Origin of the sequence: Streptosporangium sp. NPDC051023, assembly GCF_040689595.1 — a bacterium.
Lineage (GTDB): Bacteria > Actinomycetota > Actinomycetes > Streptosporangiales > Streptosporangiaceae > Streptosporangium.
The window spans coordinates 154743-171387 of the sequence record NZ_JBFBCE010000003.1 but is presented as its reverse complement, the minus strand read 5'-3'; the positions used below and the strand labels follow the sequence as shown (position 1 = coordinate 171387).

Genomic DNA, 16645 nt, shown 5'->3' with positions numbered 1-16645 from the left:
TTGAGAGGATGTCTACGTCACCGGTGATCCTGTTGCTGTCCGGAAGTCTGCGGGCCGGTTCCTCCAACGAGGCCGTGCTACGCACCGCACAGATCGTTGCCCCCTCTCAGGTGCGTACCGTCCTCTACCGCGGCCTGGCAGACCTTCCGCACTTCAACCCTGATGACGACATCGACCCGCTGCCGGCTCCGGTGACCGAGTTGCGTGCGGCGATCTCCGAGGCGACCGCGATCCTGATCTGTACCCCGGAGTACGCGGGCACCCTGCCCGGCGCTTTCAAGAACCTGCTCGACTGGACCGTCGGCGGCACCGAGATCTGCGACAAGCCGACGGCCTGGGTCAACGCGGCCGCCCCCGGACGCGGCCAGGGGGCGGAGGCCACGCTGCGGACGGTCCTCGGTTACACCGGTGCCGACATCGTGGAGGCGGCCTGCGTGAAGATCGCGGTGGACCGTCAGATGGTCGGCGCGGACGGACTCATCACGGCCCCAGGGGCGCGCGAGCAGCTCAGCGAGGTGCTCGACACCCTGGCGGCCTTCAACGGACGGAGCGCGGAGCTCGACCAGGTCTAGATCCGGTAATCGTGGTCGTGATGATCGGGGCTGAGGGCCGCCGAGCGCCGCCGCCAGAGGCCTCGGCCGGATTCCCGGCGCTCGGTCCCCGAAGTGTCCCGCCTCAAGAACATGCTTTCAGGAGTGTTCTGTCTCCAGGGCCCGGAGGAGATCGAACCCCGCTTTGTCCACTGACCGTTGCGTATTGCTGAGCACGATGGCGGCCACCCCCCTCTCCGGGTCGAACCCCACGAAGGAGACGAAGCCCCCGGTCCCGCCGTTGTGCCAGATCATCAGGTGAGCGCCCTGCCGGGGATGCAGACGCTGCCCCATCCAGCCGAGGTGTATCCAGGCGATGGGATTGATCCGCTGCTTGACCTCCCGGCTGAGCCGGATCGCCTCGACCAGCTCGCCCGCCTGAGCGGCGTTCACATCGGTACCGACACTCAGCTGAGCGCGGACGAAGGTGACCAGGTCGGCCGCCGTCGACCGCAGCCCGCCCGCCCCCGCCAGGTCCGCGAGGTGCCACGGCGAGACAGGCCGGCGGCGCCGGTTGTGTCCCTGGGCGAAGCGCCCGGCCCGCTCGCCGTCAACGGTGATGCCGGTGTCGGCCAGCCCCAGGGACGCGCAGATCTCCTGGGCGACCAGCGTCTCGTAGGCGACACCGGCCCGGTGGGCGAGCGCCAGCCCCAGCAGTCCCGCCCCGAGGTTCGAGTATCGGAACCGATGGCCCGGCGTGGCCCCCAGCCTGGTCTCGGCCAGCCCTCGCAACAGGACGTCCGTGGTGCAGTCCACGTACGGATCGGGCGCCGACGGGTGTAGCAGCGAGGACAGGAACATCCCCTTGGGCAGCCGGGGCAGCCCCGAGGTGTGCGTCGCCAGATGCCGCAGTGTGATCTCCTGGCCGTCCCGCGACGGCACGCGCGTCCCCTCTGGCAGCAGCTTGACCAGCGGCTCGTCGAGGTCGACCGTACCGGTGACGGCCATCCGGGCCAGAAGCAGCGCCGTGAACACCTTCGTCACAGAACCGATCTCGAACACCGTGTCGGCCGCGGGCACGCCGTCACGCCCGCCACCGGACGCGCCGCCGTACTCCCGGCCCGTCCGCCCGGCGCCCCGGATCTCCACGGAGTCCCCCGCGATCGCGGCGACCACCACTCCCACATGCCGTGCTGCCAACCGGTTCGCGGTCTCCTGCACCAGGCTGCCCAGGTCTGTCACACCAGGAATTATGGAATGCCCACAGAGCCATGGTCATGAGACTTTCGGCTAAATCTTCCGTTTCGCCGCACTTCAGGGAGCACACAACCCGGACACCGCCGACGAACGTGCCGCCAGCCGTCGGCCTAAGCCGTACATGAGGTACGCCACCACAGGGCAGAGGCCACTTTCATCGGGCTCACGACGGCTGCGGGGGCGCCCCTTGCCGTCCCAAAACATAGAGACTCTCTCTAGAGAGTTTCTCTGAATTTCCTTTAGACTCCCGGCCATGGACAACGTGGAGACACAGCGTTCGGCCCCCGCCCGGACGGCCGTGGTGACAGGCGGCAACCGCGGCATCGGATACGCCGTCGCCGCGCGGTTGCTCCAGAACGGGTGCGACGTGGTGCTGGTCGCGCGTGACAGGGAGCGGGGCGAGACCGCGCGGGCGTCGCTCGCCGGAGCCGCCGGAGCCGCCGGAGCCGGTGGAGCCGGTGGAGCCCGGGTGCGCCTGGTCGTCGGCGACCTGTCCGGCGTCCGGAAGGCGCGCGAGACCGCCGAGGCGCTCCGCGAGACCTGCCCGCGCATCGACGTGCTGATCCACAACGCCGGTCTGTGGCCGAGCCGGAGGGTGCTGGACGAGGACGGGCTTGAGCAGTCCTTCGTCGTCAACCATCTCGCGCCGTTCCTGCTCAACCACGAGCTGGAGCCGGTGCTGACCGCCTCCGGGGCACGGGTCGTGCAGGTCAGTGCCGGGCTGTACGTCAAGGGCCAGGCCGATCCCGAGCGCACCCCCACCGGCCTGGACTTCCACCCGATGCGGACCTACGCCGACACCAAGCTGTGCAACCTGCTGCTGGTGCCACGGTTCGCCGAGCGCTGGAAGAATGCCGGGGTGACCATCAACGCCGTGCACCCCGGGGTGATCCGTACCGGGCTGGGAGATCGCGGCGGTCCCCTGGGCTACCTGCTCAAGGCGGCGAAACTGCTGTGGAAGAGCCCGGACGTCGGTGCCCGGCCCGTCGTCAGGCTCGCGCTGGCCGAGCAGGTGGCCGGGCGGACCGGCCGTTATTTCCACCTCGACGCCGAACAGCCACTGGCCCCGGTCGCCGCCGACGCCGCGCTCGCCGAACGGCTCTGGACGCAGGCGCTGGAGCTCACCGGCCTGGAGCGGACGCCACCCCCGGCCCGGCACGATGTCACCTAAGCAGCGGCGAGGCGAGGCAACCGCCGACAGGATCCTGGCGGCGGCACTCGACCTCTACGCGGCCCAGGGGTCCGGCGCGCTGACCATGACCGCGTTGATCGCCGAGACCGGAGTCAGCAGCGGCAGCCTCTACCACCACTTCGGCAGCCTCGACGGACTCAACGCGGCCCTCTACAGCCATTGCATGTCCGGCCTGCTCGACACGCTCATCGCCGCGCTCGAACGCTCAAGAACGGCCCGCACCGGCGTGCGGGCCCTCGCCGAGGCGTATCTGCGGTTCACCCGGGACAACCGGCCCGCGGCGCACTTCATCCACGCCTCGTCCTACGCGGGTTTCCTACCGGCCCACGCGGAGCGCATCGCGCAGGCGAAAGCACCCAGGATGCGCCGGATCGCCGACTGGCTCCGCCCCCACGTGGAGACCGGGCACGTCATCGCGCTGCCCGACCCTCTCACCGAGATGCTCGTGATCGGCCCCCTGGCCGAGACCTCCCGCCGCTGGCTCGCCGGAGCGCCCGAGGTCGACCTGACGACTGCGGCACGCCTGCTCCCCGAACGCATCTGGCAGTCGATCCGCGGCGATCATGGATCGGCCCCCGCCGGAGCGTAGACGGCGGGGCCAGGCCCTCGCCGTACGCCTGGCCCCGTCTCACCGCAGGACGTAAACGATCCGAATACGCCTGTCGTGACGACGAAGGTCACCGGTCGGAAGTCGGTCGAAGGGGCATCGAGCGTCGTCGACATCAGGATGACCGCGGTCGCCGTAGTCCCTGGAGGAGCAGTTCGACCAATCGGCGAGGGTCATAGCGCGGATCGCTGTCATGTCCGATGCAGAGGTTGCCGATGCCGCGCATCAGTTCGTAGGCGTGCGTACCGGGCCTGATTTCGCCGGCGTCGACTGCGGCGTCGAGCAACTGCGCGCACACGGGCACCAAGCGGTCGAGGAAGTAGGCGTGCAGCGCGTCGAAGCCGCCGCTGTCCGACTGCAGCGCGTTGGCGAGTCCGTGCTTCGTGACCAGGAAATCAACGAAGAGGTCGGCCCACTGACGGAGTGCCGCGAACGGAGAATCGGCGTTGGTCAGCAGGGTCGGGCCGGCCTCGGCGCAGGCTTCGACCTGGTGCCGGTAGACGGCGATGATGAGATCCGCCCGCGTCGGGAAATGTCGGTAGATCGTGGCCGTCCCGACGCCGGCCTTGGCCGCGATGTCGCGGATCGGCGCTTCCACGCCTGACGTGACGAAGATCGCGGCGGCTGCGTCGAGCAGATTCGACTTGTTGCGCTGGGCGTCTGCCCGCTTGGGCCGGGCCGCGCGCCCTGCGCCCCCGTCGCTGTCGTTCATCGCGCCGTTCCCTCCGCTACCGGGATTGCTAAACGGGACAATGTCCCATATCGTCAAACGGGACGATGTCCCGCTTTCCCATGATGTCAGAGCGGGGACCGTCAACCAAGCCACGCGTTGTCGCCACGCAAGCTCGACAACGGCCTGCGGCGCGTCAACCTGGCCACATCGACCACGAAACAGCGAGGAAGACCTTCCTATGAGCGAATCAGCCATCGCGATCACGGACGAGGCCGTCGGTGAGCCCGCTCCTGTCCTGTCGGTCAGTCCGGTAGTGCTGCCGACTCCCGGCCGCGCCGTGGACCTGCGGATGCGCGTCTCCGCGCCCATGACCGGAAGCGAGCTGCCGATCATCCTCCTCTCGCACGGTCAGGGCCATTCGAACAACCTCTCCTCACTGAACGGCTACGCCCCCCTCGCCAACCACTGGGCGGCACACGGCTTCGTCGTGATCCAGCCCACCCATCTGAGCTCGACGACGCTGAACCTGAATTCCGACGTCCCCGAGGCGCCGATGTACTGGCGCTCGCGGGCCGCGGACATGAAGCACATCCTCGACCGGCTCGACGAGATCGAGGCCGCCGTCCCGCAACTCCTCGGCCGCCTGGACCGAAGTAAGATCGCCGTGGCGGGGCACTCGATGGGCGGCCACACCGCGAGCCTGCTGCTGGGTGCGCGGCTCACCGACCCCCACGACGGAACGGAAGTGAACCTGGCCGACCCCCGGATCACAGCCGGTGTGCTGCTTGCCGCGCCCGGCAGAGGCGGCGATGCCCTCACCGAGTTCGTGGCCAAGAACTACTCCTTCCTCCTGACCACGGATTTCTCCAAGATGACGACGCCCGCACTCGTGGTCGTCGGCGACAAGGACGCCTCCGCCCACCTGACGGTTCGGGGCCCGGACTGGCCCGCCGATCCGTACTTCCTCTCCCCTGGCCCCAAGTCCCTGCTCACCCTGTTCGACGCGGAGCACGGGCTCGGCGGGATCTCCGGATATGACGTCGCCGAGACCACGGACGAGAACCCCGGGCGAGTGTCCGCGGTCCAGCGGCTCACCTGGGCCTACCTCCGCGCCCAGTTCTACCCCGGGGATTCTGCCTGGCAGGCGGCGCGTGACGCGCTGGCGGCCGGACCCGATCCGCTCGGACGGGTCGAATCCAAGTAAGCCCGAAAGCGGCACCATCGCCGGGGTTGCGGAACCTGCACCAATGCGATCGCGTGTCCCCGGGGCGCGAGGCTGCCTGACACCCCGGCGCACGCGGTGGGGCACCATGGAGAGGTGAGCGAGGACAGGAGCATGCTGGCGGAGCTGCTGGCCGCGGGTGACGTCGTCGTGCTGAGCGGGGCCGGGATGTCGACGGAGTCGGGGATCCCCGACTACCGGGGGCCGAGCGGGTCCCTGACCCGGCACACCCCGATGACCTACCAGACATTCGTCGGCGACCCGGCGGCCAGGCGGCGCTACTGGGCCCGCAGCCATGTCGGCTGGCGGACGATGAGCCGGGCGACGCCGAACGACGGCCACCGCGCGGTCGCGCGCCTCCAGCAGCGGGGCCTGCTGGTCGGCATCGTGACGCAGAACGTCGACGGCCTGCACCAGGCGGGCGGCGCCGACGCGGTCGTCGAACTGCACGGCAGCCTGCACCAGGTGGTCTGCCTGAACTGTGGCGACTCGACCTCGCGCGAAGAGATCGATCATCGCCTGACACAGGCGAACCCACAGTTCGGCACCCGGGCCACCACGATCAACCCGGACGGCGACGTCGAACTGGGGGATGAGGAGGTCGCCGGGTTCCACGTGGTCGAATGTCAGGTGTGCGACGGAGGGATGTTGAAACCCGACGTCGTCTTCTTCGGGGAGACCGTCCCGGTGGAGCGGGTGCGCGAGTGCTACGCCCTCGTGGAGAGGGCACGCCTGCTCCTGGTCCTCGGGTCGTCGTTGACGGTGATGTCAGGGCGCCGGTTCGTCCTGCACGCCGCGAAGCTCGGCATCCCCGTGGCCATCGTCAACCAGGGCGAAACCCGCGGCGACCCCTACGCCACCCTCACCCTCGACGCCCCTCTGGGCACGGTCCTCACGGAACTGGTCCACCTCACCGCCCCACAAGCCACTGCCCGGCTTATGCCGGGCAGCGGCGAGGTGTGCCCTTAGTGACGATCAAAGGCGGGCGTTATCTGAAGACCAGTCATTGCTGCGGGCCAGAAGCATGATCTTCTTTAACGTCGAGCTTTCGGATTTAGTACTTCACCCAGAGGTGATACTCGTTCAGGCCGCCTTCCCCGATGTAGAAGCACTGATGGGGGACGTCATACTGCTTGCCGTCAGCGTGGCACCTGTACAGGCCGGCCGAGGTTCCGGGGTAGGTGCCAACCCAGTACCAGGTCGCGGTGGTGCTCGCGTTGGCGGGGGAGCCGATCAAACCGGCGCTCGCGGTCACCGCGAAGGCAAGGCTGAGGGCCCCGAGGGCACGCTTGAGGGGAGACATAATCCTCCAAAGGACTCAAAGGATGATCTTTGCGGCAATCGGAACGATAGATCACCTCAGGTCGACGCCGACAGGTGATCTATGTCATAGCTGACAGGTGATCCATGTCATAGCTGAAAGGTGATCCATGTCACAGGAGGATGGTCTCCTGGCGCGGTGATCGCTGAGCTTCCCCTCGTAACGTGGAGACCTGACCTAAGGGGGAGGTCGGAGCATGGGAGAGACCAGACGCAGTTTCGATCCGGAGGTTCGTGCGTGCGCGGTGCGTATCGTGCGGGAGTCCGGCAAATCGATCGCCTCGGTCGTGAAAGACCTGGGAATCAACATCCGGGCGAAAGCGCGCTCCGGCAGGTGTTCACGGCCGCGTAGCAGGCGGCGCCGGTTGACCCATTCCGGATCGCTCGCCCGGCCCCGGCGCCCGCGTTCCTGCCGGGTGACGCGCTGACGCACCGCGGTGAGCGCCCTGTTGGCAAGCGCGACCAGGTGGAAATGGCCGACGACGAGAACGACGTGTGGCAACGCCTGCCGGATCGCGGTACAGCAGGCGGCGCTGTTCCGCCCATCCCCGCTACCGGCCGAAGATCAAGCCAGTACGGCAGGCCCACGCCACCATGTGGACGGAGTTCTGGAACATCAACGCGTGGGACGAGGGAAACGAGGGCGGACAGACCGGAAAAATGGTCGCCGACCTGGTCGGCAGCGGGCCCGGCGCACTGGACGTCTGGACCGCGGACGAGGTCGGCCACGCGTGCGTGACGGGCGAGTCCTACCGGCGCCGTCCACCGGTGGAGACCTGCGGCTGGAAGCAGGTCGTCGAGGTCGACGACAAAACCGCGACAGGAGTCCTGAACATCGTGGACGGTTACAGCGAACAGCTTCCCGACCTCGCGGCCGGTGGCCCTGGAAACTACCGGGTTCGCGTCCACGTCCGAGGCCGCAAGACCGTAGAGGAGAACATCGACGCCCCCGATGCCACCGTCCGACTATTGATCATGATCTTCCCCGGCAAGGAGAAGAAGCCCGTGATCTACCGCGACTACCCTGCGGAGAAGACTCAGAAATAGGTTTCCACAACGGCTGCATGTGCACCTCGGCGTCGCTCAGACAGGGAGATCCCAGCTCGGCCCGTCGGGTTCACCCAGCCAGACGTACTGGCGATCCCTCGTCACAGTGAGCCCGTACGCGGACTGGTGCGGAGACCCGGCGTTCTGCCAGGCCAAGACGGCGTCTTCAACCGCGTCCCACAACCGCAGGGGACCGTGCTGGCGAACCATCCACCCGCCTTCCGGATCAGGCTTTGTGGTTGCCTGCGAACCGGTGGCCACGTCCAGCAGGACGACCTCGTCACCACCGCCCAGCTTCATCGCCGACGGCGCGGCCAGTTGCCCGACGAACAGTCCGGCCGCCTCGTCCAGAACCCGCGGATCCACGCGGCTGCTTCTCCTCTCTCCGATCCCGAGGTAAGGAGTCGCCATCGGCGGCGGGCCGTGCGAGCGAGCCGTCATGAAGTAGACGTCGTCCTCCAGGAACCGCCCACTCGCGGTGCCGTCGTCGTCGAGCGTGAGGTGCGCGAACGCGTTGCCGTACATCCACCCGGACAGAGGGACGGTGATCGTGCCGCCGTCGCGGACCTGCCACAGCCAGGGGAACGGGATGTAGCGCACCGAGCAGGTGGCGATCAGCCGGTCGTACTCGGCGTTCTTGTCATAGCCCGCGAGACCGTCACCGGTCACGAGTGTGGGCGTGTATCCGGCGGCGGCGAGCGCGTCACGGGCCCGGCCGGCCACAGCCGAGTCGTATTCGATCGAGGTCACGGCGTTGGAGCCGAGCCGGTGACACATCAGCGCGGTGGAGTACCCGGTGTGCGCCCGTGCCGACTTCCAGCACCTTGTCACCCTCGGAGATTCGCGCGGCCTCCAGCATCCGTACGACCAGGCCGGGCAGTGTCGAGGACGAGGTGGGAGCCCCTTGGATGAGGCCGTACGCATCCTCGGCCATGACCCCGTCAACCTGCGTCACCCATGTCTCGTCGCGGTAGACGAGCTCCAGCCACTCGTCCGTGGTCATCTCCTCGGGACGTAGCACTTCCCACCGATCGCCGTGCTCGGTAGCCCTGGCGATCGCGGAACCGAGAAACCGTTCACGCGCCACGGCCTCGACCGCGTCCCGCCATGCCGGGCTGCGCAGACAACCGGATCGGGCGAGCTGATCGGCCAGGGTGCGGCGGAGCCGTACGTTAAGGCCGGACATGCCATGAGCGGTCACGTCGATTTCTCCAGGAGTAGATCAGCCGTGGCTGCAGCAATCGGCACCTGGTGACATCCTCCAGCCATCACTGCTCGTTGGGTTGCACTCTAGAAAAACTGGAGCACCATCTTTGGTGGACAGGAAAATGAACGCGCCGAAATGCAGCCAGAGTTCTCCAAAGCAGGCGAAACGACCGTCGCAGATAGAGCGCGAGCCGACGCTAAATAGCCCGCAACTGCGCCAGGATGATCCGTGTCAATGACAGATCTGCCGCACTCCTGCGCTCAGAGCGTTCCCCATGACTTCAAGTAATAACGACTACGCACCCAGACACACGAGGCGAACCCGCCAGCAACGGCGATATGTTAGAGATCGATAAATACATCACATTGAAACCCGAAAGTCCATGGAAGGCGCCAAGCTAGCCCGAAATCAAACGAAGAGGTTAGCTGATCTTCGATCGATGCAAGTCGAACTGGTCGTGGCGAATGTGGTCGTCTTGGCCAAGGAATGCCTTGAACTGGCCCAGCTTGTAGGCCGTGGCCGCTTTACCGTTGCTGATATCAATGTGGAAGTCACGTCCAAGGAGGCTGATCCGACGCTCCAGCTCGTGGAGTTCCAAGGTCCGCTTGAGAGCACGAGCGATCTGAGCGGCAGTCATGAAGTCGCCAGACTTTCGGAGCACGCGGTAGATCTCGTCATGCTCCCTGTCTGGGTCACGCTCCTGTCGTTCTACCGTCCGGTTGAGTGCGGCGGCGATAGCAACACCGAGCGCTTTGGCTACCGGAGGCGGGAAAGCATTGCCGATCTGCCGGTAGGTCGAGGTCTTCTTGCCAGTGAAAGCCCACTGGAACTCATCATCGTTCCAACCCTGAATCCGGGCGACCATCTCACAGGTGAGCTTGGGCCCCACCGGGAACTCGTCGTCTGGGCCAGGCGCATGGTTGGCAACCCCTAGGGCATCGACCCCCATCTCCGCCCAAGCGCGCTTGGCCCGGGTAGGCCCGAGGTCGGCACCACCGTGCTTCTTGGAGCCACCAACGACGGTCGGAGCGATGGCATTGGCCTTCTCTGCCCAGTCCTCTGCCCCCTTCCACCCGTTGGCGGAGACAAGCGGCAACAGAACCTCTCCCACTGTGGGAGGTTCGCCGACAGGCTCGGGCCAATAGAAATGCGCGAAGTCGTCAGGAGCCATAGCGACAAGCACGAACCGAGGTCGCAGCTGCGCGACGCCGTACTGAGAGGCCTGCAGCAAGCGCCATTCTGCGGCGTAGCCGAACTCACGGAGCCGATCCAGCACGTGCTGGCGGTAACCGGCGAAGCGAGGCATGCTCAGTCCGCGGACGTTCTCTAGTAGCAGGGCACGAGGCTGGACGACTTTGACCTGTTCGACTGCCCAGGCGAAAAGATCCCGTTCGTCGGTGGCCCCGAGCTGCTTGCCTGCGATGGTGAACGGCGGGCAGGGAACTCCGCCGGCAAGGAGGTCAACAGGACGGCGATCAAGACCCGGAGCGTAGTCAGCAGGATTCCAGACATTGGGATCTGCAACATCTCCTTGGACCACCTTCCAGCCAGGCCGGTTGTGGCGCAACGTGTTGACCGCGTTCTCATCCAGCTCAATGGCGAGCTCGTGCTCGAAGCCCGCTTTTTCAAGACCGAGAGCCTGTCCGCCAGCCCCAGCACAGATCTCAATGACGCGAAGTGGTTGCTCGGTCACAGGGACCCCTTTCGTTGTCTGGATGCGACGCGGACGAGTTGGCAGCTGTATCTTCGCGGAGAAGACAGGGAACCATGCGCCCATCGGAACGGATGTGTCTGACCACAAGAGGGTCCAAGCCCGCAAGCAGGCCCACGAGCGAGGGCTTTACCCTGCCCCGCTCAATGAGGGGCGATCGCGCAACATGCAGGCCAACCGCAGGGCGAACACCAAGCCTGAAGTGGTGCTGCGCAGTGCGCTGCACCGGCTCGGCTATCGCTACCGGAAGGACTTCCGACTCGACCTCGAGAGCGTGAAGGTCAAGCCGGACATCGTCTTCACAGCCCGCAAGGTCGCGGTCTTCGTGGACGGCTGTTTCTGGCATGTCTGCCCGGAGCATGGACGGCAGCCGACCACCAACGAGTGGTACTGGACGCCCAAGCTGCGCCGGAACATGGAGCGCGACCAGACGGTCAACGCGGCCCTCGAAGCTGCGGGCTGGCAGGTGGTCCGCCTCTGGGAGCACGAATCGCTGCCCACCGCCGTGGAAGCGGTGATTGCAGCACTGAACTCCTACCCCGAACATGTGAGCGATATTAACGCAAGTGACTGACGAAACTGCTGGGAGCGCGTGATGACCATGGCAGGATCGCCAGCAAAGACCATGATCACTTAGGCCAGGAGCTATACAGGTCCCACTCCAGGAGGCGCCGGAAACCGGTGATCAAGCCACCCCTGTACGGCATGCACATCACCGTACCCGTGACCACGCAGGACGTCAGCAATGTCTCGGGCACAGATCATGACAATCGGATGTGCGTCAGCACGAACCTCGTCGTAGACCTGCTTGTTGAAGTATGACGTGGTGACGAACACACCAAACTGGCGATGCCGGATCCGGGAGATCAAGCGGGCGACCTCCTTGACCCCTACAGAGCTGTCCAAGGCGTAGCACTTGGCCTCGAGCGCAAACTCAACTGCCACCCGATCAGCAACTGGACCAAGCAGATACTCACCGACCGCGTCCCGTCCACCATCCCGACTGTGCCGAGTGACGTCACACGCACCAGTCGCAGGAGCCATCATCCGCCAGATCTCAACTGCACAGGCTTCAAAGTCATGCGGACGACCGGAGAAGTAGCTGTGGATGGCGGCGACCATGCGTTTACCGACGACATCAGGCTGCTGCTCCGCCTTGCTACGCACAGTTGTCGTGGACGGAGCAAGCATGGTCTGGTAAGTGCGCGCTTCCACCCACTCTCGCCACGGGGCAGGACAGTTGGACCCCAAGGGATCACCCGTCACAAGATCAGCGATCCAGAGGCGAGGAATCTTGGAAACGTCCAGAACAGTGAAGCGTGAGCGGTAGTTCTGGAACCGTACACCGCGGGTTGAGCGCCAAATTGCCTGGAGTTCGTCATCAGAGGTGAGCGCAGCACCGCCCGGAGCGAGAAGGCCACGGAAACGGATGTCGCGTCCCGTGGGTGCAGCCTTCTCAAAGAGGAAGAACGGTGGAACCCTGACACGAGCTGCTCCGTGACTCCACTCGAAGGCGTCACGGAGCAGCTCGTTGCCACGACGTGGGGTCTTGTGCAGTTCCTTGCCCGGATGACGATTGTCGCCGTAGTAAGTGAACACTCCCGTCTGGGGATCGAGTGTGTCCGGCCAGTCAAGTTCAGCACCAGTCGTAAACAGAGCGACGAAACGGACATCCCGCCCTTGCTTCGAGACGTTGAAGCGGAACCCCCCTTGATTACCGACTCCAGGCAGAAGGCGGGAGAGGGGGTCATCAGAGATGTTGCCTGCAGTGCCGCCCGCGTAGACCGCGTCCAACACGAGATCGGCCATCGCTAGATCAGCGAACGGCACTATGTGATCTTTGTCCCCCACGCTGGGAGCGTATCCAATGCGCCCTAATTTAGGGTAATAGATGCTGCTGTACGATCCCGCTACGCAAGGTAACTGGCGGGCCGTTACAGTGGGCCGATGTTAGGGAGAAGCGGGGCGAGTTCGACAGGATCGTCATGTCGGGCAACTACCCACTGCTCTGCGTCCAGCTCTACATATGGCTGAGCCCCATGGTGTGTACGTCGGCGTGTGAGCCGTACGCTCACGGACTCTCCAGGGCCCGGCGCAGGCAGACCAAGAACGACAGCCGCCTGCACGTGGTTTTTGTACTGCCCGAAGATGACGATGCCTTCCGGGCGAAGAGCACTGCGTGCGCCCCCGTTGCCACGGACACGCTTCATGTAGTCCTCCTGCATGGCTACGGTGGCCACCACCGTCCTGCTGATGGGATGCCCCTGCGCCCGCCGGAACAGCTCGTTGACTCGCTGCTGCCCACTTGTTGACCGGAAGATCACGCCGATGTCCTCGTCAGGGATACGCAGCAGGACGTTCTCTTGTAGCGGGGCACCTTTGAAGAGCCAGCGGATCGTCGTACGGCCCTGCTTGCTCAAGGTCCTTTTGGCGTCCCGGTTGGCACCAGGGTTCAGGCGCTCCTCACTTGCGCGGACCAGGCCTGCACTCCAGCGGCCGTCCTTGTCGTTCGCCCAGAGACCGAGAAGGATCCTGCCGACAGCCTCTGGCGGGATCATCCACTCCCCCAGCTTCTGGGAGTACTTGCAGTCAACCTCGACGCCGCCGATCGAGTAGTCAAGCACTGCCCCATCAGCGAAGCCGAACTCACGCTGAAGGTTGATCTCAATCAGAGTGCCGCAGTGAGTCTTCTCGGTCTTGTGCAGCTGCTCCCACCGGAAGCGGCCGGTGTGCTGCCCGTCGAGAAGCATGTCGAAGGTCCGTCGGATCGCCCTGGCTATCCGAGTACCGTCCTGGTCAGCGGCCATCAAGTGGGCGAGTACAGCTTCCAGTTCTGGATCGGGCGCGACAACACCAGGCAGCAGATCGTTGATCATGCAGCGAATGTAGCCGACTACTCCGATAAATAGCTCAATATACGGACATAATCGCCATCATGGCGTTGCTCGCCGACGTCTCTTACGCTCCTGCTCGTAACGGCGGACCGCTTCCTCCGGACCTTCCAAAGGCCACGGCTGCCAGGAGATGAGTTCGTACTCGGTAAGCGTCCGATGTCCCTCTTTGTGCATGCGCGCCTTGATCTTCCAGCCAAGTGGTTTTCGCAAATCTCTGAGACGGCGAGCAGGGTCGCCGCCGTATCCCTCACCAGCGACAAGAGCGACCAGCTCTGCAGAGGTTCGCCGACCGTGAGCGTGTAGCCCTTTCAGAAGTTCACCGATCCGATGCCAGACCGTGGGCTGGCTCGCTGCGTAACGGATCTCAGCACCGATCGCATCAAGTGTCTCGAAAAAGGCCTGCTTGCCATGATTGTGCCGCGTGCACAGCGGCTGGAGATTCTCCAAGACGGTCTCGCCGCCCCATGACAGCGGGATCTTGTGATCGACCTGCAGCTTGATCCCGTCCTGGGGGCTGGCACCGCACATCCGGCAGTAGGCCCCCATGATGGCGTAGACCTCGGCCTCCATCCGAGAGGAGATGGGAGAGGCGTCAACCGCGACCGGGTTTCTACCTCGTAGCAGGTAGACAGGGTTACTGCTCCTTCTCCGGACAGTCTCGACAACAAATTGCTTACGAAGATCACGGAGTCGGCGGTCTGTCTGCTCGTTGGCGTCAACCTTGCCCAAGGCTTGCCCCGCGTGCTGCCGCCATTCCGCCATCGTGGGCGGGTTCTCTCGGCGCTCGTAGAGAAAACGGTACGCCTCGCGGACCTCTCGCTCTCGAATGAGTTCGAGCAGTTCCGGGTCATCAGGATGTGGAAGATCTCCCGCATCCCCACCAACGTCCAGCACTCATCCTCCGGCAGAGGGATTGATCGTGTACAACAGAGCCGCACAGTAGCTGAACTAGGCCGCTGTGTCCGCCGTCTGCGTCAATTGAAGGTATTCCAGCTCTGCGCAGAGAACATGGCGAACATCTGAGGGCATTCGCAGGGTGTGTCCTGCTCCGGGGACGACGAGCAGACATGAGCTGTGGCCAGCCAGGCACTGAGCGAAGTCCTGGATCTGGTTCAGAGGAGTCACAAGATCTTCATCTCCATGGATCAGGAGCAGGGGACATCGGACTCCGGCCCCTGATCCAGCCATCTCACAGCAATGATCACTGCCGAGCAGCTCTGCGTGATGAGCCTGGAACTTCGGGGTCGCGCTGCCCCACGCCTTGAGGTCCGCTACCGCGGATCTGGCAATCCCCGCAGTGAAGACGTCAGTCATCACCAGCGCGCACAGAACGGTGTAGCCGCCAGCACTCGTACCCCAGATCGCCATTCGCGTGGGATCCGCACGAGCGACGGATGCCAGGTGAAGGGCGGCATCGGCGCAGTCGAAGGAGTCAGCCACTCCCCATCGATGCCGGAGTTGCAACCGGTACGCGCGACCGTACCCGGTGCTCCCTCAGTAGTCGATGTCAGCGACGACCTGCCCCCGAATCAGGCGATCCTCTGCACTGACCCGATCGACAGCAATCAGCCTTGGCGTCCTCCGATGCCTTCGGAGCAGATGTCACCGATATGAAGCATCAAAGGATGTGCATGCGTACGCCCAGGCGGCGGATGCGTTCGCGGTAGCTGTAGCGCTCGAGGTCCAGGAGGGTCCGTACGGCCTGCTGAGCCATCGGGTGGTTGCGGATGAGCAGGGGGGCGACCTTCTCGGCGCGCTCCAGCTCGGTCAGCGCCGCTTCTCGTTTGCCACACCACAGCAACCCTCGGGCGTGGTCGAGATGGTGGTGCCCGGCGCGGCCGGCCTGCACTTCTTTCGGAAGGCGGACTGCCTCTCCCCGCTGTACGGCCTGCGGTCCGTCACCCAGTTCGACGGCGACGGCGACACCGTGGATGTCGACGTTGGCCTGGTTGGTGGACAGATCGTAGTAGTTGGTGCGCTGGCGTGACCCGAGGCGGGTAACCGCTTCGGCCGCGAGCCGGTGGCGTGACCAGGCCTCATCGGCGTCGTTCTTGCGAGCGGCGGTGATCGCGGCTCGCAGTTGGAGTCCGCCCCAGACGGCCAGCGCTTCGGCTTGGCCGTCGACGTACTCGTCCTCGATGCTCGCGCACGCCGTGTCGAGTACGGCGAGCGCGTCGTTCCATGAAGTGCTGGCCCACAGACTTCGTACTCGCAGATAGGCGAACACGGCTCCGTGGTAAGGATCTCCCGCGCGTTCTCCCGCCCAGCGCACCCGGTTGGTGGTGATCAGCGAGAGATCGGCATAGCCCAAGTTGTAGACCACCGAGTCGGCCGCCAGATAAGCCACCCCGAGCAACTTGAAGGCCGCGCTTCGGTCGGGCTCGCCGTACAGATGCGTCGCCGCCTGAAGCTCCGACAGCAAAGCCGGTAGTTCGTCCGCCAGTTCGGCGTAGCGCGCCTCTCGCCGTAGCCAGCGCGCGCGATCGGTTGCGGCGCGGAGTTCGGGCAACGGGCGGACCTTGTCGTCCCATTCGGAATCGAGGTCGTAGCGCTCCAGTTGGCGGCGGATCTCGGGGATCGCCGAATGGCCTCGGTCCTCGGCCGGGGTGTCTCCCCGGTAGGGACGCGCGGTGAGCTCGTTGGGGTGCACGCGCAGGGTGCGGGCGAGAGTGTTGATCAGCGCGATGGAGTCCAGAGGGATGCTGTCGTTCTCGACTCCCGACACCCAGGACTGTGCGCGATCGACGCGCCGGGCCAGCTCACGCTGGGTGATGCCCATGCGCTTACGGGCGCGACGTACACGCGTTCCCACGCTCTCAGCCGCCGGATCCGAGTAGGCCATGACGTCAAGGTAACCCGCCACAGCGGGCTTGGCCCGCGCCTGCGCCAAAGTATCAACGGCATTGATGTCGACGCCTTTCTGTAGTCATACCGTCGCTGACTGTGAGTGAAGATGGCGGCGGAGATGCCAGGCGAAACCCCCAT

At 65.2% G+C, this 16645-nt stretch carries 17 protein-coding genes and 2 pseudogenes; 7 read left to right on the top strand and 12 right to left on the bottom strand.

Translation table 11 applies throughout. The features are described from left to right. Positions 1–8: 8 nt before the first annotated feature. On the top strand, positions 9–572 hold the full coding sequence (locus AB0395_RS03355) for an NADPH-dependent FMN reductase (protein WP_366276471.1): 564 nt from the start codon (positions 9–11) through the stop codon (positions 570–572). Between the two features lie 117 nt (positions 573–689). Here the strand turns inward: AB0395_RS03355 and AB0395_RS03350 are convergent, their stop codons facing one another. Continuing rightward, positions 690–1772: a serine hydrolase domain-containing protein gene (locus tag AB0395_RS03350; protein WP_366276469.1), complete on the bottom strand. Its 1083-nt coding sequence runs from the start codon at positions 1770–1772 to the stop codon at positions 690–692. A gap of 268 nt (positions 1773–2040) precedes the next feature. On the opposite strand from AB0395_RS03350, the gene AB0395_RS03345 reads away from it, so the two are divergent. Together AB0395_RS03345 and AB0395_RS03340 are read left to right on the top strand one after the other, a co-directional pair. Beyond that, positions 2041–2958: an SDR family NAD(P)-dependent oxidoreductase gene (locus tag AB0395_RS03345; RefSeq protein WP_366276466.1), complete on the top strand. Its 918-nt coding sequence runs from the start codon at positions 2041–2043 to the stop codon at positions 2956–2958. Then, positions 2948–3568: a TetR/AcrR family transcriptional regulator gene (locus AB0395_RS03340; RefSeq protein WP_366276464.1), complete on the top strand. Its 621-nt coding sequence runs from the start codon at positions 2948–2950 to the stop codon at positions 3566–3568. Before AB0395_RS03345 ends, AB0395_RS03340 begins: the two co-directional genes overlap by 11 nt. A gap of 133 nt (positions 3569–3701) precedes the next feature. On the opposite strand, the gene AB0395_RS03335 is transcribed toward AB0395_RS03340, so the two are convergent. Continuing rightward, positions 3702–4298, bottom strand: coding sequence for a TetR/AcrR family transcriptional regulator (locus AB0395_RS03335; protein WP_366276463.1), 597 nt, complete (start codon positions 4296–4298; stop codon positions 3702–3704). A gap of 199 nt (positions 4299–4497) precedes the next feature. Here AB0395_RS03335 and AB0395_RS03330 point away from each other — a divergent pair, with 199 nt between their 5' ends. Then, a complete protein-coding gene (locus tag AB0395_RS03330; protein WP_366276462.1) occupies positions 4498–5463 on the top strand; it encodes a chlorophyllase in 966 nt (321 codons plus the stop codon). A 132-nt stretch (positions 5464–5595) separates the two neighbouring features. Next, positions 5596–6450 (top strand): NAD-dependent protein deacetylase, encoded by an 855-nt coding sequence (locus tag AB0395_RS03325; RefSeq protein WP_366276585.1) that lies wholly within the window; start codon positions 5596–5598, stop codon positions 6448–6450. Between the two features lie 85 nt (positions 6451–6535). Here AB0395_RS03325 and AB0395_RS03320 read toward each other — a convergent pair whose 3' ends face one another. Beyond that, positions 6536–6784 (bottom strand): hypothetical protein, encoded by a 249-nt coding sequence (locus AB0395_RS03320; protein ID WP_366276460.1) that lies wholly within the window; start codon positions 6782–6784, stop codon positions 6536–6538. Between the two features lie 321 nt (positions 6785–7105). After that, positions 7106–7312, bottom strand: a pseudogene (locus AB0395_RS03315) (transposase); the annotation flags it as partial. Here AB0395_RS03315 and AB0395_RS03310 point away from each other — a divergent pair. Next, positions 7297–7848 carry a hypothetical protein gene (locus AB0395_RS03310; RefSeq protein WP_366276458.1) on the top strand — a complete coding sequence of 184 codons (552 nt, stop codon included), beginning with the start codon at positions 7297–7299 and terminating at the stop codon, positions 7846–7848. The pseudogene AB0395_RS03315 and the gene AB0395_RS03310 sit on opposite strands and share 16 nt — an antisense overlap. A gap of 36 nt (positions 7849–7884) precedes the next feature. Here the strand turns inward: AB0395_RS03310 and AB0395_RS03305 are convergent, their stop codons facing one another. The 3 genes from AB0395_RS03305 to dcm all read right to left on the bottom strand — a co-directional run bounded on the left by AB0395_RS03305 (position 7885) and on the right by dcm (position 10748). Next, complete coding sequence (locus tag AB0395_RS03305) at positions 7885–8598, bottom strand: hypothetical protein (protein ID WP_366276456.1); 714 nt, start codon at positions 8596–8598, stop codon at positions 7885–7887. Then, positions 8552–9034 (bottom strand): hypothetical protein, encoded by a 483-nt coding sequence (locus AB0395_RS03300; RefSeq protein WP_366276454.1) that lies wholly within the window; start codon positions 9032–9034, stop codon positions 8552–8554. The genes AB0395_RS03305 and AB0395_RS03300 overlap by 47 nt, the downstream gene beginning before the upstream one ends. A gap of 442 nt (positions 9035–9476) precedes the next feature. Then, positions 9477–10748 (bottom strand): DNA (cytosine-5-)-methyltransferase, encoded by a 1272-nt coding sequence (gene dcm, locus AB0395_RS03295; protein ID WP_366276453.1) that lies wholly within the window; start codon positions 10746–10748, stop codon positions 9477–9479. 94 nt (positions 10749–10842) lie between these two features. Here dcm and AB0395_RS03290 point away from each other — a divergent pair, with 94 nt between their 5' ends. Next, positions 10843–11340 (top strand): very short patch repair endonuclease, encoded by a 498-nt coding sequence (locus AB0395_RS03290; protein ID WP_366276451.1) that lies wholly within the window; start codon positions 10843–10845, stop codon positions 11338–11340. Positions 11341–11411: 71 nt separating this feature from the next. Here the strand turns inward: AB0395_RS03290 and AB0395_RS03285 are convergent, their stop codons facing one another. The 5 genes and pseudogenes from AB0395_RS03285 to AB0395_RS03265 all read right to left on the bottom strand — a co-directional run bounded on the left by AB0395_RS03285 (position 11412) and on the right by AB0395_RS03265 (position 16502). Then, positions 11412–12575: a restriction endonuclease gene (locus AB0395_RS03285; protein WP_366276449.1), complete on the bottom strand. Its 1164-nt coding sequence runs from the start codon at positions 12573–12575 to the stop codon at positions 11412–11414. Positions 12576–12700: 125 nt separating this feature from the next. After that, on the bottom strand, positions 12701–13642 hold the full coding sequence (locus AB0395_RS03280; RefSeq protein ID WP_366276446.1) for a NaeI family type II restriction endonuclease: 942 nt from the start codon (positions 13640–13642) through the stop codon (positions 12701–12703). A 57-nt stretch (positions 13643–13699) separates the two neighbouring features. Further along, the gene (locus AB0395_RS03275) at positions 13700–14554 is read right to left on the bottom strand and encodes an HNH endonuclease signature motif containing protein (protein WP_366276443.1); all 855 of its coding nucleotides are present in this window, start codon (positions 14552–14554) and stop codon (positions 13700–13702) included. Positions 14555–14608: 54 nt separating this feature from the next. After that, a pseudogene (locus tag AB0395_RS03270) lies at positions 14609–15142 on the bottom strand (prolyl oligopeptidase family serine peptidase); the annotation flags it as partial. 136 nt (positions 15143–15278) lie between these two features. Further along, entirely contained in the window at positions 15279–16502 is a 1224-nt protein-coding gene (locus AB0395_RS03265) for a helix-turn-helix transcriptional regulator (RefSeq protein WP_366276442.1), read from the bottom strand. Positions 16503–16645: the final 143 nt, after the last annotated feature.

Bases quoted from the DNA above. Each gene is read 5' to 3' on its own strand.
- AB0395_RS03355 (WP_366276471.1), top strand. From the start codon at position 9: ATGTCTACGTCACCGGTGATCCTGTTGCTGTCCGGAAGTCTGCGGGCC.
- AB0395_RS03345 (WP_366276466.1), top strand. From the start codon at position 2,041: ATGGACAACGTGGAGACACAGCGTTCGGCCCCCGCCCGGACGGCCGTG.
- AB0395_RS03340 (WP_366276464.1), top strand. From the start codon at position 2,948: ATGTCACCTAAGCAGCGGCGAGGCGAGGCAACCGCCGACAGGATCCTG.
- AB0395_RS03335 (WP_366276463.1), bottom strand. From the start codon at position 4,298: ATGAACGACAGCGACGGGGGCGCAGGGCGCGCGGCCCGGCCCAAGCGG.
- AB0395_RS03330 (WP_366276462.1), top strand. From the start codon at position 4,498: ATGAGCGAATCAGCCATCGCGATCACGGACGAGGCCGTCGGTGAGCCC.
- AB0395_RS03325 (WP_366276585.1), top strand. From the start codon at position 5,596: ATGCTGGCGGAGCTGCTGGCCGCGGGTGACGTCGTCGTGCTGAGCGGG.
- AB0395_RS03320 (WP_366276460.1), bottom strand. From the start codon at position 6,784: ATGTCTCCCCTCAAGCGTGCCCTCGGGGCCCTCAGCCTTGCCTTCGCG.
- AB0395_RS03300 (WP_366276454.1), bottom strand. From the start codon at position 9,034: ATGTCCGGCCTTAACGTACGGCTCCGCCGCACCCTGGCCGATCAGCTC.
- AB0395_RS03285 (WP_366276449.1), bottom strand. From the start codon at position 12,575: ATGGCCGATCTCGTGTTGGACGCGGTCTACGCGGGCGGCACTGCAGGC.
- AB0395_RS03280 (WP_366276446.1), bottom strand. From the start codon at position 13,642: ATGATCAACGATCTGCTGCCTGGTGTTGTCGCGCCCGATCCAGAACTG.
- AB0395_RS03265 (WP_366276442.1), bottom strand. From the start codon at position 16,502: ATGGCCTACTCGGATCCGGCGGCTGAGAGCGTGGGAACGCGTGTACGT.